At 35.6% G+C, this 21,309-nt stretch carries 11 protein-coding genes and 1 pseudogene; 3 read left to right on the forward strand and 9 right to left on the reverse strand.

Annotated features, from left to right (window positions below; genetic code table 11):
- Positions 1-13: 13 nt before the first annotated feature.
- A pseudogene (locus J4T77_RS04425) lies at positions 14-289 on the forward strand (hypothetical protein); the annotation flags it as partial.
- Here J4T77_RS04425 and rsmD read toward each other — a convergent pair.
- From rsmD to J4T77_RS04465, 8 genes are all read right to left on the reverse strand, one after another.
- Positions 286-834: a 16S rRNA (guanine(966)-N(2))-methyltransferase RsmD gene (rsmD, locus tag J4T77_RS04430; protein WP_010082416.1), complete on the reverse strand. Its 549-nt coding sequence runs from the start codon at positions 832-834 to the stop codon at positions 286-288. The pseudogene J4T77_RS04425 and the gene rsmD overlap by 4 nt on opposite strands.
- Positions 835-956: 122 nt before the next feature.
- Complete coding sequence (locus tag J4T77_RS04435; RefSeq protein ID WP_010082417.1) at positions 957-1,589, reverse strand: WD_0853 family protein; 633 nt, start codon at positions 1,587-1,589, stop codon at positions 957-959.
- Positions 1,579-5,307, reverse strand: coding sequence for a TrbL/VirB6 family protein (locus J4T77_RS04440; RefSeq protein WP_190321370.1), 3,729 nt, complete (start codon positions 5,305-5,307; stop codon positions 1,579-1,581). The genes J4T77_RS04435 and J4T77_RS04440 overlap by 11 nt, the downstream gene beginning before the upstream one ends.
- Before the next feature lie 142 nt (positions 5,308-5,449).
- Positions 5,450-8,374: a TrbL/VirB6 family protein gene (locus J4T77_RS04445; RefSeq protein WP_190321371.1), complete on the reverse strand. Its 2,925-nt coding sequence runs from the start codon at positions 8,372-8,374 to the stop codon at positions 5,450-5,452.
- A complete protein-coding gene (locus J4T77_RS04450; protein WP_190321372.1) occupies positions 8,371-10,758 on the reverse strand; it encodes a TrbL/VirB6 family protein in 2,388 nt (795 codons plus the stop codon). Before J4T77_RS04450 ends, J4T77_RS04445 begins: the two co-directional genes overlap by 4 nt.
- 9 nt (positions 10,759-10,767) lie before the next feature.
- Positions 10,768-13,332 carry a TrbL/VirB6 family protein gene (locus J4T77_RS04455; RefSeq protein ID WP_190321373.1) on the reverse strand — a complete coding sequence of 855 codons (2,565 nt, stop codon included), beginning with the start codon at positions 13,330-13,332 and terminating at the stop codon, positions 10,768-10,770.
- On the reverse strand, positions 13,325-15,730 hold the full coding sequence (locus J4T77_RS04460) for a VirB4 family type IV secretion/conjugal transfer ATPase (RefSeq protein ID WP_010962886.1): 2,406 nt from the start codon (positions 15,728-15,730) through the stop codon (positions 13,325-13,327). The genes J4T77_RS04455 and J4T77_RS04460 overlap by 8 nt, the downstream gene beginning before the upstream one ends.
- Positions 15,731-15,739: 9 nt before the next feature.
- Positions 15,740-16,036, reverse strand: a complete 297-nt coding sequence (locus J4T77_RS04465; protein ID WP_038199158.1) for a type IV secretion system protein VirB3 — start codon at positions 16,034-16,036, stop codon at positions 15,740-15,742.
- 108 nt (positions 16,037-16,144) lie between these two features.
- Between J4T77_RS04465 and J4T77_RS04470 the strand changes: the two genes are divergently transcribed.
- Positions 16,145-17,680 carry a lysine--tRNA ligase gene (locus J4T77_RS04470; protein ID WP_010082403.1) on the forward strand — a complete coding sequence of 512 codons (1,536 nt, stop codon included), beginning with the start codon at positions 16,145-16,147 and terminating at the stop codon, positions 17,678-17,680.
- Between the two features lie 621 nt (positions 17,681-18,301).
- The gene (locus J4T77_RS07410) at positions 18,302-18,463 is read left to right on the forward strand and encodes a hypothetical protein (RefSeq protein WP_010962888.1); all 162 of its coding nucleotides are present in this window, start codon (positions 18,302-18,304) and stop codon (positions 18,461-18,463) included.
- A 167-nt stretch (positions 18,464-18,630) separates the two neighbouring features.
- Here J4T77_RS07410 and alaS read toward each other — a convergent pair whose 3' ends face one another.
- Complete coding sequence (alaS, locus tag J4T77_RS04480; protein ID WP_010082404.1) at positions 18,631-21,264, reverse strand: alanine--tRNA ligase; 2,634 nt, start codon at positions 21,262-21,264, stop codon at positions 18,631-18,633.
- Positions 21,265-21,309: the final 45 nt, after the last annotated feature.

The raw sequence follows: 21,309 nt of genomic DNA on the forward strand, positions 1-21,309 counted from the left end.
TGTTGGTAGAAAAGTACTTGAGCACGATCCTGAAAAGGTTTGTGAAAATAAAAATATTCATGCTGATCATAAAGAACATTTAGTTTATTGTGAGGATAATAATGGTACAACAAAATACACCAGTTACGAAGAAAAAGAAAATAAATTTATTGAAGAAGCACATGAATATTTAATAGACTCTGAATTTAATAAAAATTTTGATCTAGGGCAGTACAGAATAAGTAATTTCTCCGGAAACTTGACGAAAATAGAACTGGAACTCATCAATGAAAAGTATATGCAAGTTTAAGTTGATAGAGAAAGAAAAATTATTCTTGCTATACCGTAAATACGTTCCAAGATTATACTAAAGTCTTTATTGCACTCAAAACCTTCGTTTTTCCTAATCTCTAGAATTATCAATGCATCATCACTTAACCAGCCTGAGTTAGCTAGTCCATTCAACGTTGATTCAACTAGATTGCTATTGTAAGGTGGGTCTATAAAAACTATGTCGCATTTTGAAATAGGTTTTGGTAAGCAGTTAGCACTGCAGCAAATTAGCGTAACATTGTCCGTAATTCCAAAATCTTCTGCTGTTTTTTTAGGCAGTTGCAAATTGTAATAATCTGAATCCACCATGAATGCATGTTTAGCGCCGCGAGAAAGCGCTTCAAATGAAAAAGAGCCACTTCCGCAGAACAAATCAAGTACATTCAAGTTATAAATAGGTTTTCTTGAGGAAAGTATACTAAATATTGCTTCTCGAACAATACTCATAGTTGGTCGTGCAGCTAAATGCTTACCTGTAGTTATTTTTCTTCCGCGATATTTGCCTGCAATGATGCGTAGCATATTAAATAAGCTCCAAAATAATTAATTATTTATACTATATGATTAATGTCAATATGGCTTTAGCAGTTTAATAGAGAGAAGCTATCGAGTCGCTTGTAAGAAAAACACAAACACAAGACTCATCAGTTATCTTTTTCTGATTTGCCTGCTGCATTAATTGCTTGACCAATCTCATCTTGTAAATCATCATGATCATTTTTTTCATCATGATTTAGCCCTTCAATTCTGCTTTCTAACTCTAACTTAATTATAGTATTGATTTTATCTATATTATCAAGAAAGCCTCTACACTCTTCTTCACTATACTCTTCACCAGATGCTTTTTTTTCAATAAATAGGTTTTTAAATCCTGCTAGATCAGAATTCTGATCGGTATTTAGTACAACATTTCTCTCTATGAAGCTAAGATCTGACAGCAGTAAGCTAACCTCTAACAGATCTTCACTTTTCACGCTTTTAAGGTCTTCAAGACTTTCTAAAATACTAAACACCTTAATCCTTTCTTGTACAATCTCTTTGTCTTCCTTATCAAATTCAGACAATAAACTATGATTATCTACAAATTTCTCACTCAAAGCTTTATTCAATTTAGCAAAATTGACATCCTTGTCAAGTGATGTGTTATCCCGCAACAAGTCTACCCTTGCCCTACGCGCATTTAAAATGTCGTCGTAGTCATTTAACTTTATGTTGCCATCTTTGTCTTGCTGCAATTTATAATAATCAAGGCCTTTGAAATTTTTATTAGTCTTCATCTTCAATCCTCTTCTCATCTCCTTTTGCATCTGGTTTCCTCATTGGTTTCGGTAATTTCCTTTTACTGTCTTCTCGATTTCTTTTTTCCTCTCTTTCAGCACGTTTTTTTATAGCTTCCTGGGTATTCATTTCAAAAAGTGCCTTAACGTACTCTTCTGGATTTTTTGGTTCTTTAAATAAAGGCTTAAGATTATAAATTTCGTCTTTTCGATCTCTTTCTTCTTTTCTTCTAGCTCTTTCAGCACGTTTTTCTACAGCTTCTGGAGTGTTCATTTCAAAAAGTGGTGAGAGGTTGTAAACTTTATCTTGATTTCTTCTGCCTTCTCTTTCAGCACGTTTTTCCATACCTTCAAAAGCAGATCCAAAATCATCAATTTCATCTGAACCTTTTGGTTCCGTGCCTAAATTTCGTGTCACTTCATTTGATTGATCAGGCTTATCTTCTTCTGTTGGCTGATCATGCTGTAGTTGATTAGGCTTGTCTTCTTGTTCTGTGCTTAGTTCTCGTACTACCTTATCTGGCTGACCTCCCCCTCGTAGTCGAAGAGGGTCGCCTTCTTCTAGTGGCTGATCATGGTTATCTCTTACTAGTTCCGTGCCTAACTCTCGTTCTACCTTATTTGATTGATCAGGATTGTCTTTTTCTGGTTCTTTCTTACGGCCGATAGTGTAATCATGAAGCTTCTCTAAGAAATCTCGCCTATATTCTTTTGCTCTATAGAGTAGGTTATGATCATAGCCATGCTTTCCTATAGAGTCAAGACCATGCTCCCAAGTAAACTTCATAGCATCTTCTATTGTATAGCCCAAATGTGATCCTACGTATCCTTTATAATAATCTAAATATTTACCGATCCTTCTGTGTGTAATATCTTCCTTATCAACTCCAAATGCCCTGTAAATTTTTTCCTCGAGCTTATCAACATCATTTTCAGGCGATGTTGCAAACTTCGTTGCTTCAATAGTAGCACCTACAAATTTACGTGGCACATCAATAGCGTATTTCAGCACTCCTCCAACTCTTGGTACTCTCCCCAGCAGATTAGCTGCACCTCCGGCTAATCTATCCGGTAAATGAGTAGCCCAACTGCCTAAAGACTCAAGTCCTCTACCAGCAAAATTTTGCCACTGCTGTTTGAATCCTTCCATTATGCCAGTCAAAGGCGATGCCTGATACATACTAGATATATTGTAAACGCTGAATCCACCACCAGCGATACTTGAGCCCATTTGTTGTACGAACGTGCGTAAGGAGAACATTAAAAATGAAAGCAAGAATAGTATAAAGATTTCCCCTGCATTGATTAAATAACCTCTCTGTATGTCTTGCACCCTTTGGTAATCGCTATTTTCTTGATAATTTTTGCAATCCTCACAATCTTTACATTTCTGACAGTATTCACTGTTGGGATCCTTATATAAATCATGAAGTTTCAGTATTCTACAACCTTGTTTTTCTACCGCACTCCGCACTAAAGATCTTATTTCATTAATTATTTCCCTATAACTATTGCATTTATTTATATCTTGACAGTAGCGTTTTATTATTTCACTAACATCACCTATCCTTTTCTCTATATTGTTGATCAGTAATATAATGTCAGCCCTCTCTGATGCATGAGATAAACTATTTGTTAAGCGCACTAGATCTTTTTCACTACAGCCATTACTAACTACCATATCACTTTCTGCAATATAGTGGTCTGCTGGATTATCTTTAGTTCCAGGAATTGGATTAAAGAAAGGATAATCTATATAACGAAACCCTTTTATATGTTCACCATTTTTATCTTTAGGGTAATCTGGTGGAAGCGGGATATATCCAGCACCACCAGTAAATTTTATTGTACCACCTTCTCTGCTTATCTTTTCTATACCTTCTATACTTTTATCTATGTTAAGAGAAGAAGCTTCTCCAAGAGTGTAAGGTACAAAAATTTGCCCTGGGGTCCAACCAAAGTACTGCTTATCAACGATACAAAAACCGCCAAACACCCATTTTGGAGCACATAACTTTACCTCGAACCATTTATTGTAGCATACAGTAAAACCTAGTTGTCTATAAAAGGTGTTCATTATCATTGAAGCCAACAATGACAAGAGAGTAAATATCATAATCGATTGTAAACAAAAACTGATGCAGAATTTTATCCAACCTTCAAATAGACTTTTCAGCGGTGAAAATAAAATAGAAATTAGAAACAGTGGCATGATAGCTATAAGAAAAGCTATACCCATAAAGCCAGAGAGAAATATTATGTAAGCATACACGCACAACAAGAAGTATAGTACAATCCCTATGAAAATTGCCGGTATCATAAGAAGGCTTGCCCACATTTGGTAATGTAAAAACGCTGCAAACTTTTTCCAAACAGAATAAGCAAAAAATTTATTGAACATGTCCTCCATGAAGCTAAACAACTTAGCTTCATCTCCTTGAGCAATACTTCCGGTGTTCATGTTGGGAGCAAAGTTAGTAATTACACTTATCAATTGTTCAAGACCTTTAACGAATAAAACAAGAAAATGATCATAGAAAAATCTAAAACTTCCAGGAGATATAAGCACTATTACTAGAGTGATTTTCATCATTCTGATGAGCATATCATGCTTAGTTTCTCGTATCATGCCAAAAAGATAAAGAAGCGATGAAATCATTACAAATAGAACAAGCAAGGAAAGAACAAAATTGTGAAAGCTCGTACTTTTTTCAGCTATATTTTCGAACATAGCTTGTGCAACTGCAGGATCATTGCTATTAAAATGTTCTTTGCAATTTTCGTTAATCAATAATACACATTTTAGATAGTTATAAATGTAATCAAAAAACCCAAAACTACTTGGCTGCTGCACTCCACTTAAGAACTCAAAAGAGTAGCCACCTACATTATCTAAGTAATATCTATCTAATATTTTTACATATATTTTCCATCCCTTTTTTAACTTCAACTCATTACAATTTCTGTCCTTTAATTTAGTGTTATCTCTGTCTAAAGTAAAAAATCCATTGTCGCCCTCTGCTGTGGAGTTATAACCTAGATGTACAGTAGGATATTGAGGATCGCGCATTAACTTTAGATTTTCGTTAGGATCATCTTTCCCCGTTTGAAACAAAAGATAAGCACCATGACCGTTGGTAAACCAACATGGAGCACCACGTGATACTGTATTTGCACTATCATCTTCATTAATGCACTTGCAATTTACAGTGCAACTTGCATTAGGCTTACTTGAAAATTTTTGTATGCTAGGTTTATAATCATTACAAACTAAGTGAAAATTAGGTAAACTATTATCACTTTGTTTACCTTCAAATTTAGTTGCATATTTTAACTGCTCCAAGCTTTGTAAGGTATAACTGCCTTTTTTAGATTCCTTCTTGTTATTATTACTCCAAGATGTCCATGTACCATTAACTCGCACTTTTAAACTATCTCCATTGGTTTCGAGTCCGGTATCCTCCCACTTCACCACTTGGTTATGGTGAAAACCATAATTAATTTCGCCAGTTTCAGGATCAATAACTTCTCCATCTCCTGGAATAAACGCATCGTGGTCGCTTGAAAAATGAGCGCTTACTGCAATAGGTTTAGGACCAAAATAGTCAGCAGATATACACCTTGGAAAAGGCATATCGTTTTTACTACAACCTGTGATCAGCACATAAGCTGCAAGAAGTAATACCCTAAACCAACATTTGCCTAAACGTGATTGCATATCTAAACTTTTTCCAAATACAGAATAAATTTCTAAAACTTTACTTAAAATATCTTTTTAATTAGTTACTCCATAATATCATTTATATCTTACTCCTCTCCATTTTCTTCCTTGTTTTTAGCTTTAGCACTAGGATCACTTCTTATTGTTTCATCAGAATTTTTTGCTGATCTGATTGTTTTAATGTTTCAGGTCTATCACTCGTTGTTTTATCAGAACTTCCTTTAGAATCTTCTTTTTTGTCTGGTTGCTTTGGCGTGTTAGGTAATTTAGCCTCAATTTTTCCCCGATCTTTACTCATTTTCTGCTTGATACTCTGTATCATACTTTGGGTCTTATCATCAAGGCCAACGGTTGACAGCATAGCTTGCGATGCGCTCTTAGCAACTGTACCAACACCGCCAGTAACTCCATAACCAGAGCTAAATAGTGTTTGTACCATAGTTTCCGATATAGAAACAAAAGCTTCCATTGCACCGGCAATAATGAGGTATATAAACGCCTGGATTAGGTCTATAGGTAATGCTGCAAAGTGTCCACCAGCCCTTTCTCCGGTACTGAGTGCAACATCAACGCTAGTGCCAGGACTGTATCCAAGAGGCAGTATTGATTTCATCAAGCACAGATCATACGATAAGAAATTTACGCTAATTAAACATTGATAGCATACAGAAAAATTTGTGAGGTTATATAAAACTGAATACATCAACTGATTTAAAAGAGATAAAAATGAAAATAAAATGACTGGTTCTAATGAAACATGAGCCAACGTTTTTATCCAATTATCAAACAAGGGTTTAGTCTTTTGAAATAGAATAAATACGATAAATAAAGGTGTTAATGACAGTAAAAACGCCACTAGAACAGTAGATATTACATATTTAAACGTAGCGCTAATAATGCATTTTAAGAACATAAAAGTAGCGTAGAGTATTGCCAAAAATGCAATAAAGCCAAAAGGACCAGAGAGCATCAATGATAAAAACTTTAACCAAGTTTCTGCTGTGAATAATACTCCTACTGTCAAGTCTAAGAATGCAAATTTTCTCCCCCCTTCCCCTATATAGCCAGAAAAGCTATCAACCAAATAAGTGCTACCATCTATAAAAAGTCTGGATAAAGTTGTACCAAAAAGTTCCCAGCTTCTATCGCTAAAGGCAAAAGCTATAAATGCTATCTTGAACATTCTTACAATGAAATCAAATTTACTTAGCTGTATTGTTCCAAGCATATAGCCAATGACAGTAAATATAACGTATAGAGTAAGTAAAGCTCTTACCCCCTGAAGAAGACCTCTTGCATATCCTTTGTATGAATCTTTAACGCTGTCCCCAATTACTTCTTCTTTTATAAATTTAAATACCCCGTTTACATTCGATGAAATAAAATCATTAATTTTTCTTTTGACAAATAAAGTTACACTATACTTATTGTTTTCGTAATATTTGCCATTTTTGTCCGTAATGTCATCTTTCTCTACGTTGCTTACATTGATGCCGAAATATATCTTCTTAGGTTTGCATTCATCTGTTATAGGTTTTTTGTCTTTGCATTCATCTGTTAAAAGACCTCCATCTATTATATAATATACCTTATCCTTTGTTTTATCTAAGTGCTCTACTTTTTTGAAATCATTAGTCTTTGGAGCAGATGGATCCCCTGGCGGGTTATCACCCAAATACACATACAGTTTTTCACCATTGATATATTCACACGATCTAGTCACTTTAACATGGTACCCGCCCCTATTAGCTCCATAGTAACCATAATCTGCTATAGCAAGCATCACACTACTACCATATTTTACATTGTCATTTACTGCATAGTCACTATTTAATTTCAGAGAAAAATCCTCGAAATTGTCACTAATTTGCGAACACACATTATCCTTTCTTGCACCTACTTCATTATCTGGAAGACATTGCATACCTTTATCAGTATCTTGATCACCAAGATCACCAATTTTTGCAACAAGAGCCTCAGCCCAAGATTTATCATCTTCAGTAAAACTACCTGCTTTAACATTCCCTTCCATTTTTTCTAGATAAGAATACATATCACATTTATTTCCTTTATCGTACTTCTTATACCTTATAGAGGAGACACAGTTCCGTTCTCCTGCTCGACCTGAATCATAGTTCCATATACCTTTTCTAGTATAGCATATATTCTGATAGTAACAATTAAGCTCATAAGAACTGTACTTTTTTTTCTCATCCAAACTACAGTTTTTTCCATCACATAACTCATTCAATCCTATTTTAGCTCGGCGTAAATCGAACAGCGAGCCATGTATCCATGGTTCGTTGTTTTTAACATAACCTTTATTAAAATGTACCTTATTATCATATGGAGTGTACCCATTGCCAACTAGCACTTTGCTTTCCTTTGCTTTTGTTTTATCAAGAGGTAAAAATTTTATTTTATTTCTCTTTCCATCCTTGCCCTCACAAAAAAATTCCTCTCCCTCTTGCTTGCTAACATTCAATATTTCACTTTCTGACACTTTTTCACCTCCTTCTTCAGCTCTATAACAATTGTCATCAAAGCTGATACCTTTCCCTCCTGGATTGTCATAATCAATTGTTATTTTTCTGGGAACTAAGCTAAAGCTTAACTTATCACCAGGATTTACTTTAATTCCAGTGTCTACATAACGTCTATTGCTGCCAAATCCTTTACCACCGCACAATTCGTTTTTATTTACGCCTTTTTCATCAACGCCATAATTATTAGGCACATCGTTAATATTTGCAGCTTTACTATAATTTGGTTCTGAGCCATCAGCACAAAAGCTAACTGGCACAAGTACTTTCCTTGGATTTTTGTCTTCTTTAAAAGGGCAAAAATTTACTGATCCATCGAGGGTGAATTTGATTTCCTCACCCTTACTAATTACTTGACCAGAATCAACCCAATGAATTTTAACTTCTTCACCAGCTTTATGAACTGGAACATCCACGTTAACACTAGTGTTTCTGCTCTGCAACCCAGGTTCGACACAATCCATGTTACAACCAGTGATTGCAAGACACAGTATCAACAATAGTGATCTTTTACTTATCATTGCTGTCTTCCTGGTGGTGGTATCTGAGGCGTTGACCTTTGAGTCCCTTGTGGTATTTGAGGTCTTGACGTACCTGACTGTTGAGAAGCACCTCCTCTTTCTCTTCTTTGAACGCTTTGTTCATCTAACCCTACTGTTCCCATTAAGCTTTGTTGATACTGTCTTCCAGGTTCGCTTGCTACATAAGCACCAAACAACGAGTCAGATATTGTCGAAGAAGCTTCAACTAAAGCTTTCATAGCGTGTCCCAAAATAACAAAAGCCATCATAGCGGTAATATTAGGTGTATATTTGGAAGCATAACCATAAAAAATACAAGGGTTAAAAATCTTTAAGTTAATATTAAGTATACATGTAGAGCAGACCTCAAAATCAAATATTGAATACACAATATAATCCATAACCTGGCTTATCAGTGATATAAAAATTAAAAGCACTACTGGATGAATCGCAAATCTTGCTAAATTTTTAACCCAGTTGTGAAACATCTGCCTAGTATACGCAAATAAAAGACAAATAATAAAAATAGGTGCTAAAGAAAGCAATAACGCAACTATTGCTATAGATGTAATAAAAGAAAATAAGGCATTAAAAATAGATAAGCTCACTGTGATTAAACCCCAAATCACCAAGCAAAAAGATACAATGCCCAAAGGGCCAGAAAATATAAGAGATACTATTAACAATACTGAATGCGATGACAAGAACCTATTGAGCGGCAAATCAAGAAACTCAAAAACATTTGAAGTAGTGCCTCTAAAATTTGCTATTTCTATTAGTTGTTTTGGAGTGTTAATAAATATAGAGAATGCGTTGTTATAAAAAAAGTCCCAGCTATTATCCTGCAATAGCTGGGCGATGATTCCTATCTTTACGCATATAATTAAAAACTCATATATAGAAATATGAGTTAATCCAAAAAAGTAATAAAGAGTATATAAGATTATATATAGTACTAATAGTGATATTATAGTAGATCTAATGGTATTTGTTCTGCTTGATTTTATAAAACTTTCGTAAAGAGACTTTACAGGACTAGTATCAGAGTGAATTGCGTTAGGGTCTTTATAATTAGAGCCGAAAAATGCAGTTTTCACTTTTTCATCAAAGAAATTATATATTGCACTAAAAGTTTTTGTAGGTGGCTCTTTAGTTGTTAGGTTAATACTAAATTGACCTTCATTTTTGTAATCGCAGCCATGGTCTCTTATTCCGTAATATATGGTGCCTGTTTTGTCTTTTAATTTTCCTTTCAAGTTTTCCATGTCATGAACTTTGCTGATATCTACAGATATATCCGCTTGATTTTCACCAGGCTTATGCTCAGGGAATTTATCGGAAACACTTATATACAAGCTATTTTCCAGACTATGGTTCTTCGTTACTCTTATGTTGAACCCGCCTTTGTCATTTGTATTGTAGCAGCTCTTGTCATTTCTGCTACATAGACTAAAAGTTAAACTTGGTATTTGATGGTCATTCTCCATCCTATGATCACAACTAGTACATAAACCACCACCTGGAATGTGTTCAAGAGTTTCATTATCCATACCAACTTTTAGAAATGTAATGTCAGTTTTTACCTGTTTTCCCTTTAATACGTTACTAATAATTTCAGCAACAACAGATTCACCACTAGAATTTAAAGCATTGAATAGCTCAATTTCTATATTATTATATTCAATATACACGCAATCCTCGCCTCTACGACCAGAAGAAAATTTACATATACGTCTACAGAGTGAATTTAAAATGTGCGTATCTATCTTACTTGCACTGCTCTCTGAAAGCTTACTGCAATCTATATTCTCTCCTTGTTTTATAGAGTTAATAATATTTTCAATTTCCTTTTTTCTTTCATCTTGATCTAACTTCGAAAACCAGTACTCTCTTCCACTCAACCATTGCGCATCGCCTATTATATATTTATTAGGACATATCTCATCCTTGCCACCTTGGCATTTCTCTTGATTTAAAACATGTGCAAAATGTTCCGTTTCTTGCTCGCTACACTTTTCGTCGATTTTCAAATACCTGATTTTTGTCTCACTCTCTTTATCTTTACACACTTTACTTCCAATCACACTAAAGCTTATCGTATCGCCTTTTTTAAGTGCAAATGGTAATGCAACGTCATTTCTCCCAGGCCCAATTGCAAAATCTGCATACTGCTTAGGACAAAAATTAACCTTACTAGGCACTATATCAATCTCTGTTACTCTTATTCTATCTGAGATATTAACACCAGAATCAACCCATTTCTGCTCTGTTGACACTATATCTAGTTTTTCACGCAAACCTGATAAATTTTCTGGCTTAATACAGTGATGTTCCCCGCAGCCTGACAGAAAAAAAAACGGTATTATCAGCAAAAATTTTAGCATAAATCCAACTCATTCAGTGCTTTTGTTAACACTCTCGGAGCTACTAGAACCAGAACCTCGAGATTTACTCTTGTCTCCACCACTCAACTTCTTAGCAGCAGCATCAGCAACTCCAGCAACACCCCCAGCAGCAGCTTTGGCAGCAGATAAAGCTTTGCCCACTATTTGTCCAGGTGTCTGACCTGAGCCAAGTGCTGCTCTATGGTTACCAGCAAGTTCAGCAGCCATGCCAGGAAGAATGTTTAAAAAGTGGTAAAAGAGGAATAATACTAAACACAATTTTAATAATTCTCCGATGAGAGAGCTGCCAAACTCCATGTATGTAAAGTCGAATAGACCAAGTATGCTGCTCTTTTTAAAGCTATAATTTTGCATCATACATGCAAGAGTAGTTTCATTTTTATCACATTCCCCATCTTTCAATTTAAACCACTGTTTTTTCTTACTATATGAGATTTCTGCTTGTTTCTTTTCATATGACTTGTCCGGTTGTTCATTTTTATATGACTCGTCCAGTTCAAAATTTAAATTTTTAAAATAGATTTTATCACATGCTATGAACATAAAGGACAAAAACGCAAAAAGGATAACCGGGTATAAGCTATAGGTAATCAACTCTTTCACCCAGCCTTCAAAATATCCTTTGGTGTGTTGGAATAAAACCATAGGAATGAACAAAGGTGATAAAATGATGATTACACTTAAAGCAACTAGAGATAAAATAAATACATAGCACAGCCACAAAATAGCCATCATCATCAGAACGGCCATAAATATACAGACAAGAGCTACTAAAATTTGTCCACCAGCAAAAATAATACCGATTACCGAACCTGCAACTAATAAGACAGGAGCAGCACCAAGCAAGACTGCTAACGTTGCAACACCTCCAGTACCAATTTTGCCACCAATTCCATCTAAAGGGGCACCTAAATAAAATAAAATTCTACAATCAAGCCTATCCCAAGGTGCAAGATAACTGTAAGATACCCTCTTTCCTGCACGAGTATATTCATAATCTGTACCTGCTTTATAATTACATATGCCTTTACTTTCAGATGATGCTTTTAGCACTATCTCTGACAAACCATTTGAGAGACGAGTTAATTCTCCATAATAATGAGACATGGTACTGCCTGTTGTGAAGTAAATCACTAAAGCGAATTTTATGATCAACATATACATTTCTTGAGGCCTCTGAACTCCACCAGACATGGCTTTTATAGAGAACAGTATTAAAGCTAAAACTAAAACAGCAGTTACAGTGTTTTTCAGCCTTTTCTGTGCTACAGATATAAAACTCTCACCATTTGGTGCACCTTTACCTGCAACTAAATTATCTAACGATTCCTTAATGCATTGCACTATCATAGAAGTTACGGGAATAGGAGCTAATGATTTACTCCCTGCCTGGTTATAACAAGCTTCAGAAACATACGAGCTAAAACAGCCAGCATTATCATAACCTACAAAAATTTTCCCCCCTTGTCCGTTGAGTCTTTTTTCTTTAGATCTGATAATAGTTTTATAGTCATCATTATTACCAATAGGAACTTTTTCCTCTCCTGTACCATCTTTATTTTTGAATATCATCACAGATTTTTCACACATAGGAGCAAGTGGGTCAGGTGGCAATTCCGTGCACCCCATATCAATCCCTTGCGGCCAAGGAGTCATTTCGATACCAAGCATGCTAACACTGGCTAACTCCACACATAATCTGCCCGTTTTTCTCACTGCTTTGAATGTAGCTCCATGTATGGGTTCGCTCTGTCCTGCTTTGAGAACTCTACATTCCAGACCACCATCAACCTTCGAGGACCATGACCCATCTACGTATCCCGTGTCTTTCTCCCTGACATCAAAGTCTATGTATCCAGGTTTTCCTCTGGAATTAAAGTCTACCTTATTAAAAAGATTACCAAAAGTTAAAGGGTTTCGATGACATACTTCTATATATTCACTGTATTGCACACCATTTTTTGGCCAGTAATAACTCTCTGTACTCTCCTGAACGTTAGAATTTAAGGCTTCTTTTTCTGCTCTTTTCCCGTCATAATCTTTTTTGTTCACGTCTTCCCGAGCTTTATTTTGCAAACAAGAAAAATATTCCTCTTCTGTTTGGTAATTTTCATTGGTGCAGCCACTATAACCTGTGTCTTCTAATTTAAAATTTTTGTATTTTCCATCATGATCACGTGCAACTGGGTGTTTAACAAAACTATGTTCACAAACAACAAGCCCTCCTATCGCTTTCCAGACTCCAACAATTGCAGCTATCATTCCAACAATAACAAGAGCGGTAAACAAACCAGCAGAAGAAACGATCAAAACAATGCCAGTAAATATTGCGCCAACAGCAATCGCTATTCCAGCAAGTGCTGCAGCTGTTTTAAACGCTCCACAATCAGGATTAGAGGCACGACTAAAACTGCCAGTGGAATTAAATCTGCTAACAAATTCTGTCTTGTCAGTACCACTTACTCCATCTGCAAGCACTGGATATGAGAGTAAAAAGTCTATATTTAGTAAAAATATCGCAATTAATAGCAATGACAGCTTAGTCTTAAACATTTTTTACCTTCTGATAAAATATAGGCAACCATACTTTTGGGTTGTCCCCAACTTCATTTAATATATCGTGTAACAATAGAACACTTTCTGCACGTCCGGATAATACGTTGATTATATCATCCAGGCCTTTTAAGTCTATTCTAGCTACTACAGCATTGACTCCTTGTTTCACCAAAAAGAATCTAGTACTCGGATCTGTGTGCTTAATTAATATATATTCACGTTCAGTTAACATAAAAACATCCCGATAGACACTAGTAGCTTTCAGATTTGGTAAAAAAATCTGTGTCGCTGTTTGTTGTACAAGCGTATCGCTAATAGTACTTTTACTTGCATCCTCAACACTCTGAGTAGCAAAAATCACAAAAGCATTTAGTTTTCTCAGTACCTTCAACCAGTCTTTTATCTTGGGTGCAAAAACTGGATTATCTATTAACGCCCATGCCTCATCAAGAACGATAATAGATGGAGTGCCATCAAGAGATATACTAATCCTATGAAATAAATAAATCAAGACCGGTCCAAGAGCAACAGGATCTTTGAGCAAGCTAGCCATCTCAAAACCAAATACTCTTGCTCGTGAAAAATCTAGCAAATCTTCTTTATTGTCAAATATTGCAGCATGAGAACCATTATCATGCCACATAGATATTGCCCCAGCTAGAGTATCAGGACCTGCAAGCCCTAAAAACGGTACGAGGTTTCTCAAGAATCTGTCTTCTTTTCTTAATTTAAAATTTCCTTCAATTGCATCATTAATTCGTGCAATATCTTCTGAAGTAAATTTATCATTATATACCGAAATTAAAGACTTTATCCACTCCATTAAAAATGTTCTATTATCAGAGGTATCATCAAGTTGTAAAGGATTAAAATTTGTTTTAGTTCTTGGTTCTATTACAGTATAGATACCACTAAGTGCTCTTAAGAAAATCTCTGCACCGCGATCTTTATCAAAAAAGAATATCCTTGGAGAAAACTTCATCGCTTGGGCACACAGGAAATTCATTAAAACAGTTTTACCAGCACCAGTTGGGCCAATTATCATAGTGTGTCCAACATCCCTTATATGAAAGTTGAAAAAAAATGGAGTACCAGATGTCGTGTCAAAAACTGTAACGGCATCTCCCCAGTGGTTATTGAATTTATTACCAGTAGGATAATTATGTTGAGATGCAAATCCAGCCAAATTAAGACTACTTATTGTAGCTTTTCTCACTATATAATCGAAATTACCAGGAATTTGCGCCCAAAATGCTGGTTCAAGGTTAACTCTCTCACGTATAGGGTAAACACCGCAATTAGAAAGCTCTGATTCTACCAACGACAGAGCGTTATCCAATGATTTAGGACTTTTTTCTATACATAAAATAGTCAGGTGATGTTGACCAAACGCAATCTTACCACTCATTGCGTCATCAAGCGCTTGAGAAATTTCTGCTATTTGAGAAATAGCTTTATCTGCAGACTGTATCATTCGATTTTGCTGTATCTGCATTTTTCCAATCGCCATTTGCCTGTTTATAAATTGAAAAGATTGCGTAATTATAAACTCGTAAGGAAGTTGTAAAAACGAATCAAGCATTCCTGCAGAAGTATGATTTCCATATTCTTTGATACTAATTATTCCAGCATATTTACTCTCATTATGAGTCACAACCTGTATCATCTTACGGCCAAAGAATAACCTATGTACTGGTAAGTACCTTGATATTTCAGTTCTTAGCGGAAAAAGCGTATTTGTAACGAATCCACAATTTACGATTCTAGATAGAAACTCCATTATTTCGCAGAACAAACCATCTGGAGTTTCTTTTACTCCAAGAATTTTAGGCGAATAATTTCTAAGGCTTGTCACTACACGATTTGTCGTTTCCTCTAAATCTTCATACGTGGCACGTATATCACTTTCCCAAGCATGTTTTGAAGTTACATGTCCGAATTTTTTTAGTAGATGTGACAAAAATTCTACTCCTTTTGTGTCCGCTCTACGGATAATCGTAATGTATAGGTCATTAATAAATGATTGCCTTGTTGCGTGTTTTTCTCTCCATTTTAGATTTACGTGATTAGCGAAAAAATTCGGCAAACCTTGACTTGCAAATTCATCAGAAAAAATATTTTTCTTACGTCTGATAGTATGAAAATACAAACTAAATGCCGGAGATGAAATGCTTCTTAGCATCTGATTCCTGATGTTGTTCTGTATGACTAAATCCTCGTCATCGGCAGTTTCAAATGCAAAACCACTTAATTTTATAACCTTAACCAACCAGTTTTCTTTTGTCATCAAGGTTGTGCTATTCCAATAGCAAGAATAAGGAATAAATTCAGCAGCGTGAACTTCCCTGTTCAGAGTAGATTTATTCTTTGATTGAATAGCCCTAAACCTCAGCATCACACAACGTTAAGCAATATCATAAGAATTGGCTCCATGGTAAAAACGATTTAAACATTTCGAGCACTTTTCCAATTTTACCATAAATAATTCAATAAACAACGGTTCTTTTGCAGAAGCTATATAACCAAGTCCATGTATACCTGGTAACATTAAGAGAATCACTCTTAAATCATTTGAATTAATGAAAATTAGCATGCAAATCAGGACGTTTAATATTGCAAACATATAACTCACACCAAAGAGCATTGCAGGTCTTGTAAGACCTTTAAATAATTGATCTGTTTGTATACTACCTGTGGACATATCTTTAACCTTCTAATAATAGCTCTAACACTAATACTATATCATTATATTAAAAATCCATTGAAACTAGTAGCACTTTAAGTTAAGATACATTATTTAATCCCGATAATGACAAATTGGCCATTTCAAGAAGCAGAAAAAATATTGCAAGAGTTTCCTAATAAAAAAGAAATAATATTTGAAACTGGTTATGGACCCTCTGGTTTACCCCACATAGGAACCTTTGGAGAGGTTTTCCGCACTACAGTTATTGTAAATGCATTAAAAAAAATAGCTCCTGGTATAAAAACCAAAATCATTGCAGTTTCAGATGATATGGATGGTTTGCGAAAAATACCAGATAATGTGCCAAATCAAGAGATGCTAAGAGAGCACTTAAATAAACCATTGACTATGATACCTGATCCATTTGGCACTCATCAGAGTTATGGTCATCATATGAATTCATTGTTGTGTAAATTTCTTGATATGTTTGAATTTGAATACGAGTTCAGGAGTGCAACAGAGTGTTATAAATCTGGCGTTTACGATGAAAAACTTTTACTCTTACTGAAAAATTATGATAAAGTGATGGACGTAATGCTTCCATCATTTCGGGAAGAAAGACAGCAGACTTATAGTCCATTCTTGCCAATATGCCCAAAAACTTCTCAAGTTTTACAAGTTCCAGTAATTGAAACAAATACAGAGAAAGGAACAATCACATATGAAGACCCAAACGGGGAAAAAATAGAAGTTCCAGTGACAAAAGGAAAATGTAAACTGCAATGGAAACCTGATTGGGGAATGAGGTGGGCCGCATTTGGAGTAAATTACGAAGCTCACGGAAAAGATTTAACTCCATCTGCTGTGCTTTCAAGTCAAATATGTGAAATACTTGGAGAAAAGCCACCACTTCTGTTTTGCTACGAGCTTTTCCTTGATAAAGAAGGAAAGAAAATATCAAAATCAAAAGGAAATGGCATTTCAATTGAAGAGTGGCTAACTTACGCACCAACAGAGAGCTTAGCATTGTACATTTTTCAGAGTCCTAAAAAAGCTAAACGTTTATATTTTGATGTGATACCAAAATCAACTGATGAATATTTAGAATTTGTAAAGCGTTATCATGAGAACAAAGAAAAGGATATAAATAATCCTGCTTGGCACATTCACCAGGGCAATGTTCCCAGTATAGAAACTTCAGGCATAAATTTCTCACTACTTTTAAACCTAGCAGCAGCTTGTAATGCTGAAAACAAAGAGATCCTATGGGGTTTTATATCCTCTTATGCACCAAACGTTACACCAGAAAATAATAAAATGCTTGATAGACTTTCAGACTTTGCAGTAAAGTATTATCACGATTTTATCAAGCCAACAAAATCATATAAAACTCCAAATGAAAAAGAAAAAGCAGCGTTACTAGATTTGAAGGACACTTTACATTCTCTATCTACAACTGCTACTGCTGAAGAAATTCAATCTCAGGTATTTTCTATTGGAAAAAAATATGATTACACCAACTTACGTGACTGGTTTCAGCTATTATATGAAACGTTACTTGGCCAAAAAACCGGTCCAAGAATGGGATCTTTCATAAAGCTTTACGGAATAGGTAATACGATTTCTCTCATAGAAAGCGCTACTAAATGTATACTTTAGAGTTTACCTCCTTTCATTTGAGCTCTTTAGTTTTAATAAGAATTCCTTGACAAACTCCGCTAGCCCCCTTATCATGAAACTGAAGCTATTGTATTTGCTTTCGCCAATCTGCAGATTAAAAGGTAAGGATTACTTAATGTATCGGCGTCTTATGTTCAATTTTTTGCAGTATATAGATACTGTATGTCTTTACAAAACTTCATCTACATCTAGATTTTTATCTAAATAAGCTGAACGCGCTTATAAAGCGTTACAAGACATCAAAAAATGCCAATACTCGACAGAGATAGTAAAAGACTAGCTAACTCGGGGATTCTTTGTCTTTTTTTCTGCTTAGTAAACTTCTTAAACATTTGCAGCGTAAGTTAGTTGCAATTAAAAGCAGCTTAATCTTGCTTGTCAAGCGTTTAAAACATAAAAAACGCCAATATTTTAAAGCGGATAATAACCACGGGGCTTCTTTTGCCTTTTTTTTCATTTGGTAAATTTCTTAATGTTTGTGGCTGAACGACAACCGTCATCCCGCTACTTGTTAGCGGGATCTCTTGTTAGCGGCTGAGATACCGCGAATGAATCGCGGTATGACGGTTCGCGGCGGCATGAGAAGATAAGGTTTATACCTTGTCATCCCAGTGCTTGACACTGGGATCCAGCTTTCTTTATAAATTCACCAAAAGTGCTTCATTCTATAACGCAAAACCCATACTCACCAAATCCAATGCATTACTTGCAATTAAGTTTCCTGGATCCCAGTGTCTGGGCACTGGGATGACACCATCATAAAGGAATCAGTGTCAGCTACTTTCATGACACCATTCTTTTTCCTGGATCCAAGTAGTCGAGCTACTTGGATGACAGCTAGCCTGACAACCGTCATCCCGCTACCTGTTAGCGGGATCTATGCTAAGAGATACCGCGAATGAATCGCGGTATGACGGTGTAGACGATGGTTAAGTATCCCGCTGCTTGTTAGCGCCGCGGCGGTATGACGGTTCGTGGTGGTATGACGTAGAGTGCTTAGAAGCTGTTATTTTGCTATAAATGGCTGTAATGGCATCATCTATTTTATTGCTATCACAGCCTGTTTGTGCAAGTTCAGCATTCCCACCACAGTTCTTTTTAACTGCTATGGATATTAGTTCTTTTGCGCTAATCTTATTGATTAAGTCTTTACTTACTTTAATAATCAAGACTGTTTTATCTTTTTCTGTTGCCGTAAAAGCTATTACCGTTTTTGGTTTTTGTTGCTGCAAAACAAACTCTCTTATTACATTTGCTGGAATATCAGTGAAAGTGTGGCTTATAAAATTTATTCCATTTATTTCGGTGCTTTTTATATTCTCTGCACTCACAAGCTTTTTATATAGGTTTTTTATTTTGGTTTCGGATTTTTTGTGTTCTTGACTTAAAATACTTAATCTGCTTGTTATTTCACTCACTGGCGCTTTTACGAATTCTGCAACTTTTTTTAAGTTAATTTCATTATCACGTACATAATTGATTGCTTCCTGACCAGTTAAAGCTTCAATTCTCCTCACTCCAAAAGCAACAGAACTCTCTGTTACTATCTTAAACAAACCAATTTCTCCAGTATGTTCAACGTGTGTGCCACCACACAGTTCCCTTGAATCTCCAATCTTCACTACTCTTACTTGGTTGCCATATTTTTCACCGAATAACGCCATAGCTCCTTCGTCTATTGCCTGATTCATGCTTTGAATTTTTGTAGATGCGGAAAGATTTTCTCTGATTAGAGAGTTTACCATATCCTCTACCCAAAACAACTGATCTTGAGTCATTTGAGTGTTATGGCTGAAGTCGAATCTCAGTCTATCTGGTGCAACTAGGGAACCTTTTTGAGTGACATGATCACCTAGAATTTTTCTGAGTGTAAAGTGCAGAAGATGTGTAGCTGAATGATTTCTTCTTAAGGTTTGCCTTCTTTCCTTGTCAATGCTTGCTGCAACTGTGTTACCTTTACAAATTGAACCGAACTTAACTATGCATCTGTGCAAATATAGGTCATTAACCTTATTGGTATTCTCGACTATAATAATACTTCTATCAGATTTGATCAGACTGCCAGTATCTCCCACTTGTCCACCTGACTCGCCATAAAAAGGTGTTTTATCAAGTATAATGGTTATCTTTTCTCCCTCCTTTGCAGAATCAATTACTTCATTTTTAGAGGAAACTATAGCTAGTATTTTCGCATCACTTACTTCATTGAACTCATAACCAACAAATTTTGTTTTGCCAAATTTATTGATCAAATCAAACCATACTTGCTCAACAGATTTTTCACCAGATCCAGCCCATTTAGCACGTGCTCTCTCTTTTTGTTCTCCCATTGCATCATCAAAACCCTTCTGGTCAAAATTTATTTTTTTCTCTTTTAAAATATCAAGTGTAATATCCAAAGGAAATCCGTAGGTGTCATATAGCTTAAACGCTGATTCTCCAGGCAAAGTATCGCCCGATTTTAAATCTGTAGTGAATTTCTCCAGGAGATTGATACCTTTCATCAAAGTGTCTTTAAAGTTTTCTTCCTCTGATTTTAACGTCGTTTCTATTAAGCTTTTAGCTCTGACTAATTCAGCTCCCATATAAGCCGAACTCGTGCTATCTATCAACACTGGAAAAATACGATGGAGTAGGGAATCATTATATCCAAGCAGGTGAATATAACGTGTGGCTCTCCTAATTAATCTGCGTAATACGTAATTCCTGCCCTCATTTCCAGGAAGCACTCCTTCTGCGATGAGAAATGCAGCCGCGCGAAGATGATCTGCTATGATCTTATGCGCTATTTTATTTTCCGTTCTTCCACAGTACTCTTGTGATTTACTTATCAGAGCAGAAAATAGATCAATATCATAGTTATCATGGACGTTTTGCATAACAGCCGCTATTCTTTCAAGGCCCATTCCAGTATCGATGCATTTTTTTGGCAATTTGTGTAAATTACCTTCTTCATCTTTGTTAAACTCCATGAATACCAGATTCCAGATTTCAACAATTCTATCGCCCTCTTGTAAATTAGGACTCCCATGGTCATAAAAAATTTCAGAACATGGACCGCACGGACCAGTGCTTCCCATACTCCAAAAGTTATCATCCGTTGTAATTCTTATGATTTTATCACTTGAAAAGCCACTTATCTTACGCCAAATCTCGTACGCCTCATCATCAGTATGGTAGACGGTTATGGATAGTCTGTTTTTATCAAGAGATAACTCTTTAGTGATAAATTCCCACGCAAATTCTATCGCAGTTTCCTTAAAGTAATCACCGAAGCTAAAATTTCCGAGCATTTCAAAAAATGTGTGATGCCGAGTTGTATAGCCAACATTTTCCAGATCATTGTGTTTACCGCCTGCTCTTAGGCACTTTTGACTTGAGACAGCACGTTTCATTTCAGTTTTTTGAGCACCAGTAAAAATATTTTTAAACTGCACCATACCAGCATTTGTGAACATGAGCGTTGGGTCATGTTCTGGAATCAAAGGAGAAGAAGAAACCTGCTCGTGGTCATTATTTACAAAAAATTTTATAAATCTTTCTCTGATTTCGTTTAGCTTCATCGTTTTTATTGAGGTTATCTATAAATAATAAGTTGTAATGGAAAT

Source organism: Wolbachia endosymbiont of Drosophila innubila (genome assembly GCF_021378375.1).
Classification (GTDB): domain Bacteria; phylum Pseudomonadota; class Alphaproteobacteria; order Rickettsiales; family Anaplasmataceae; genus Wolbachia; species Wolbachia pipientis.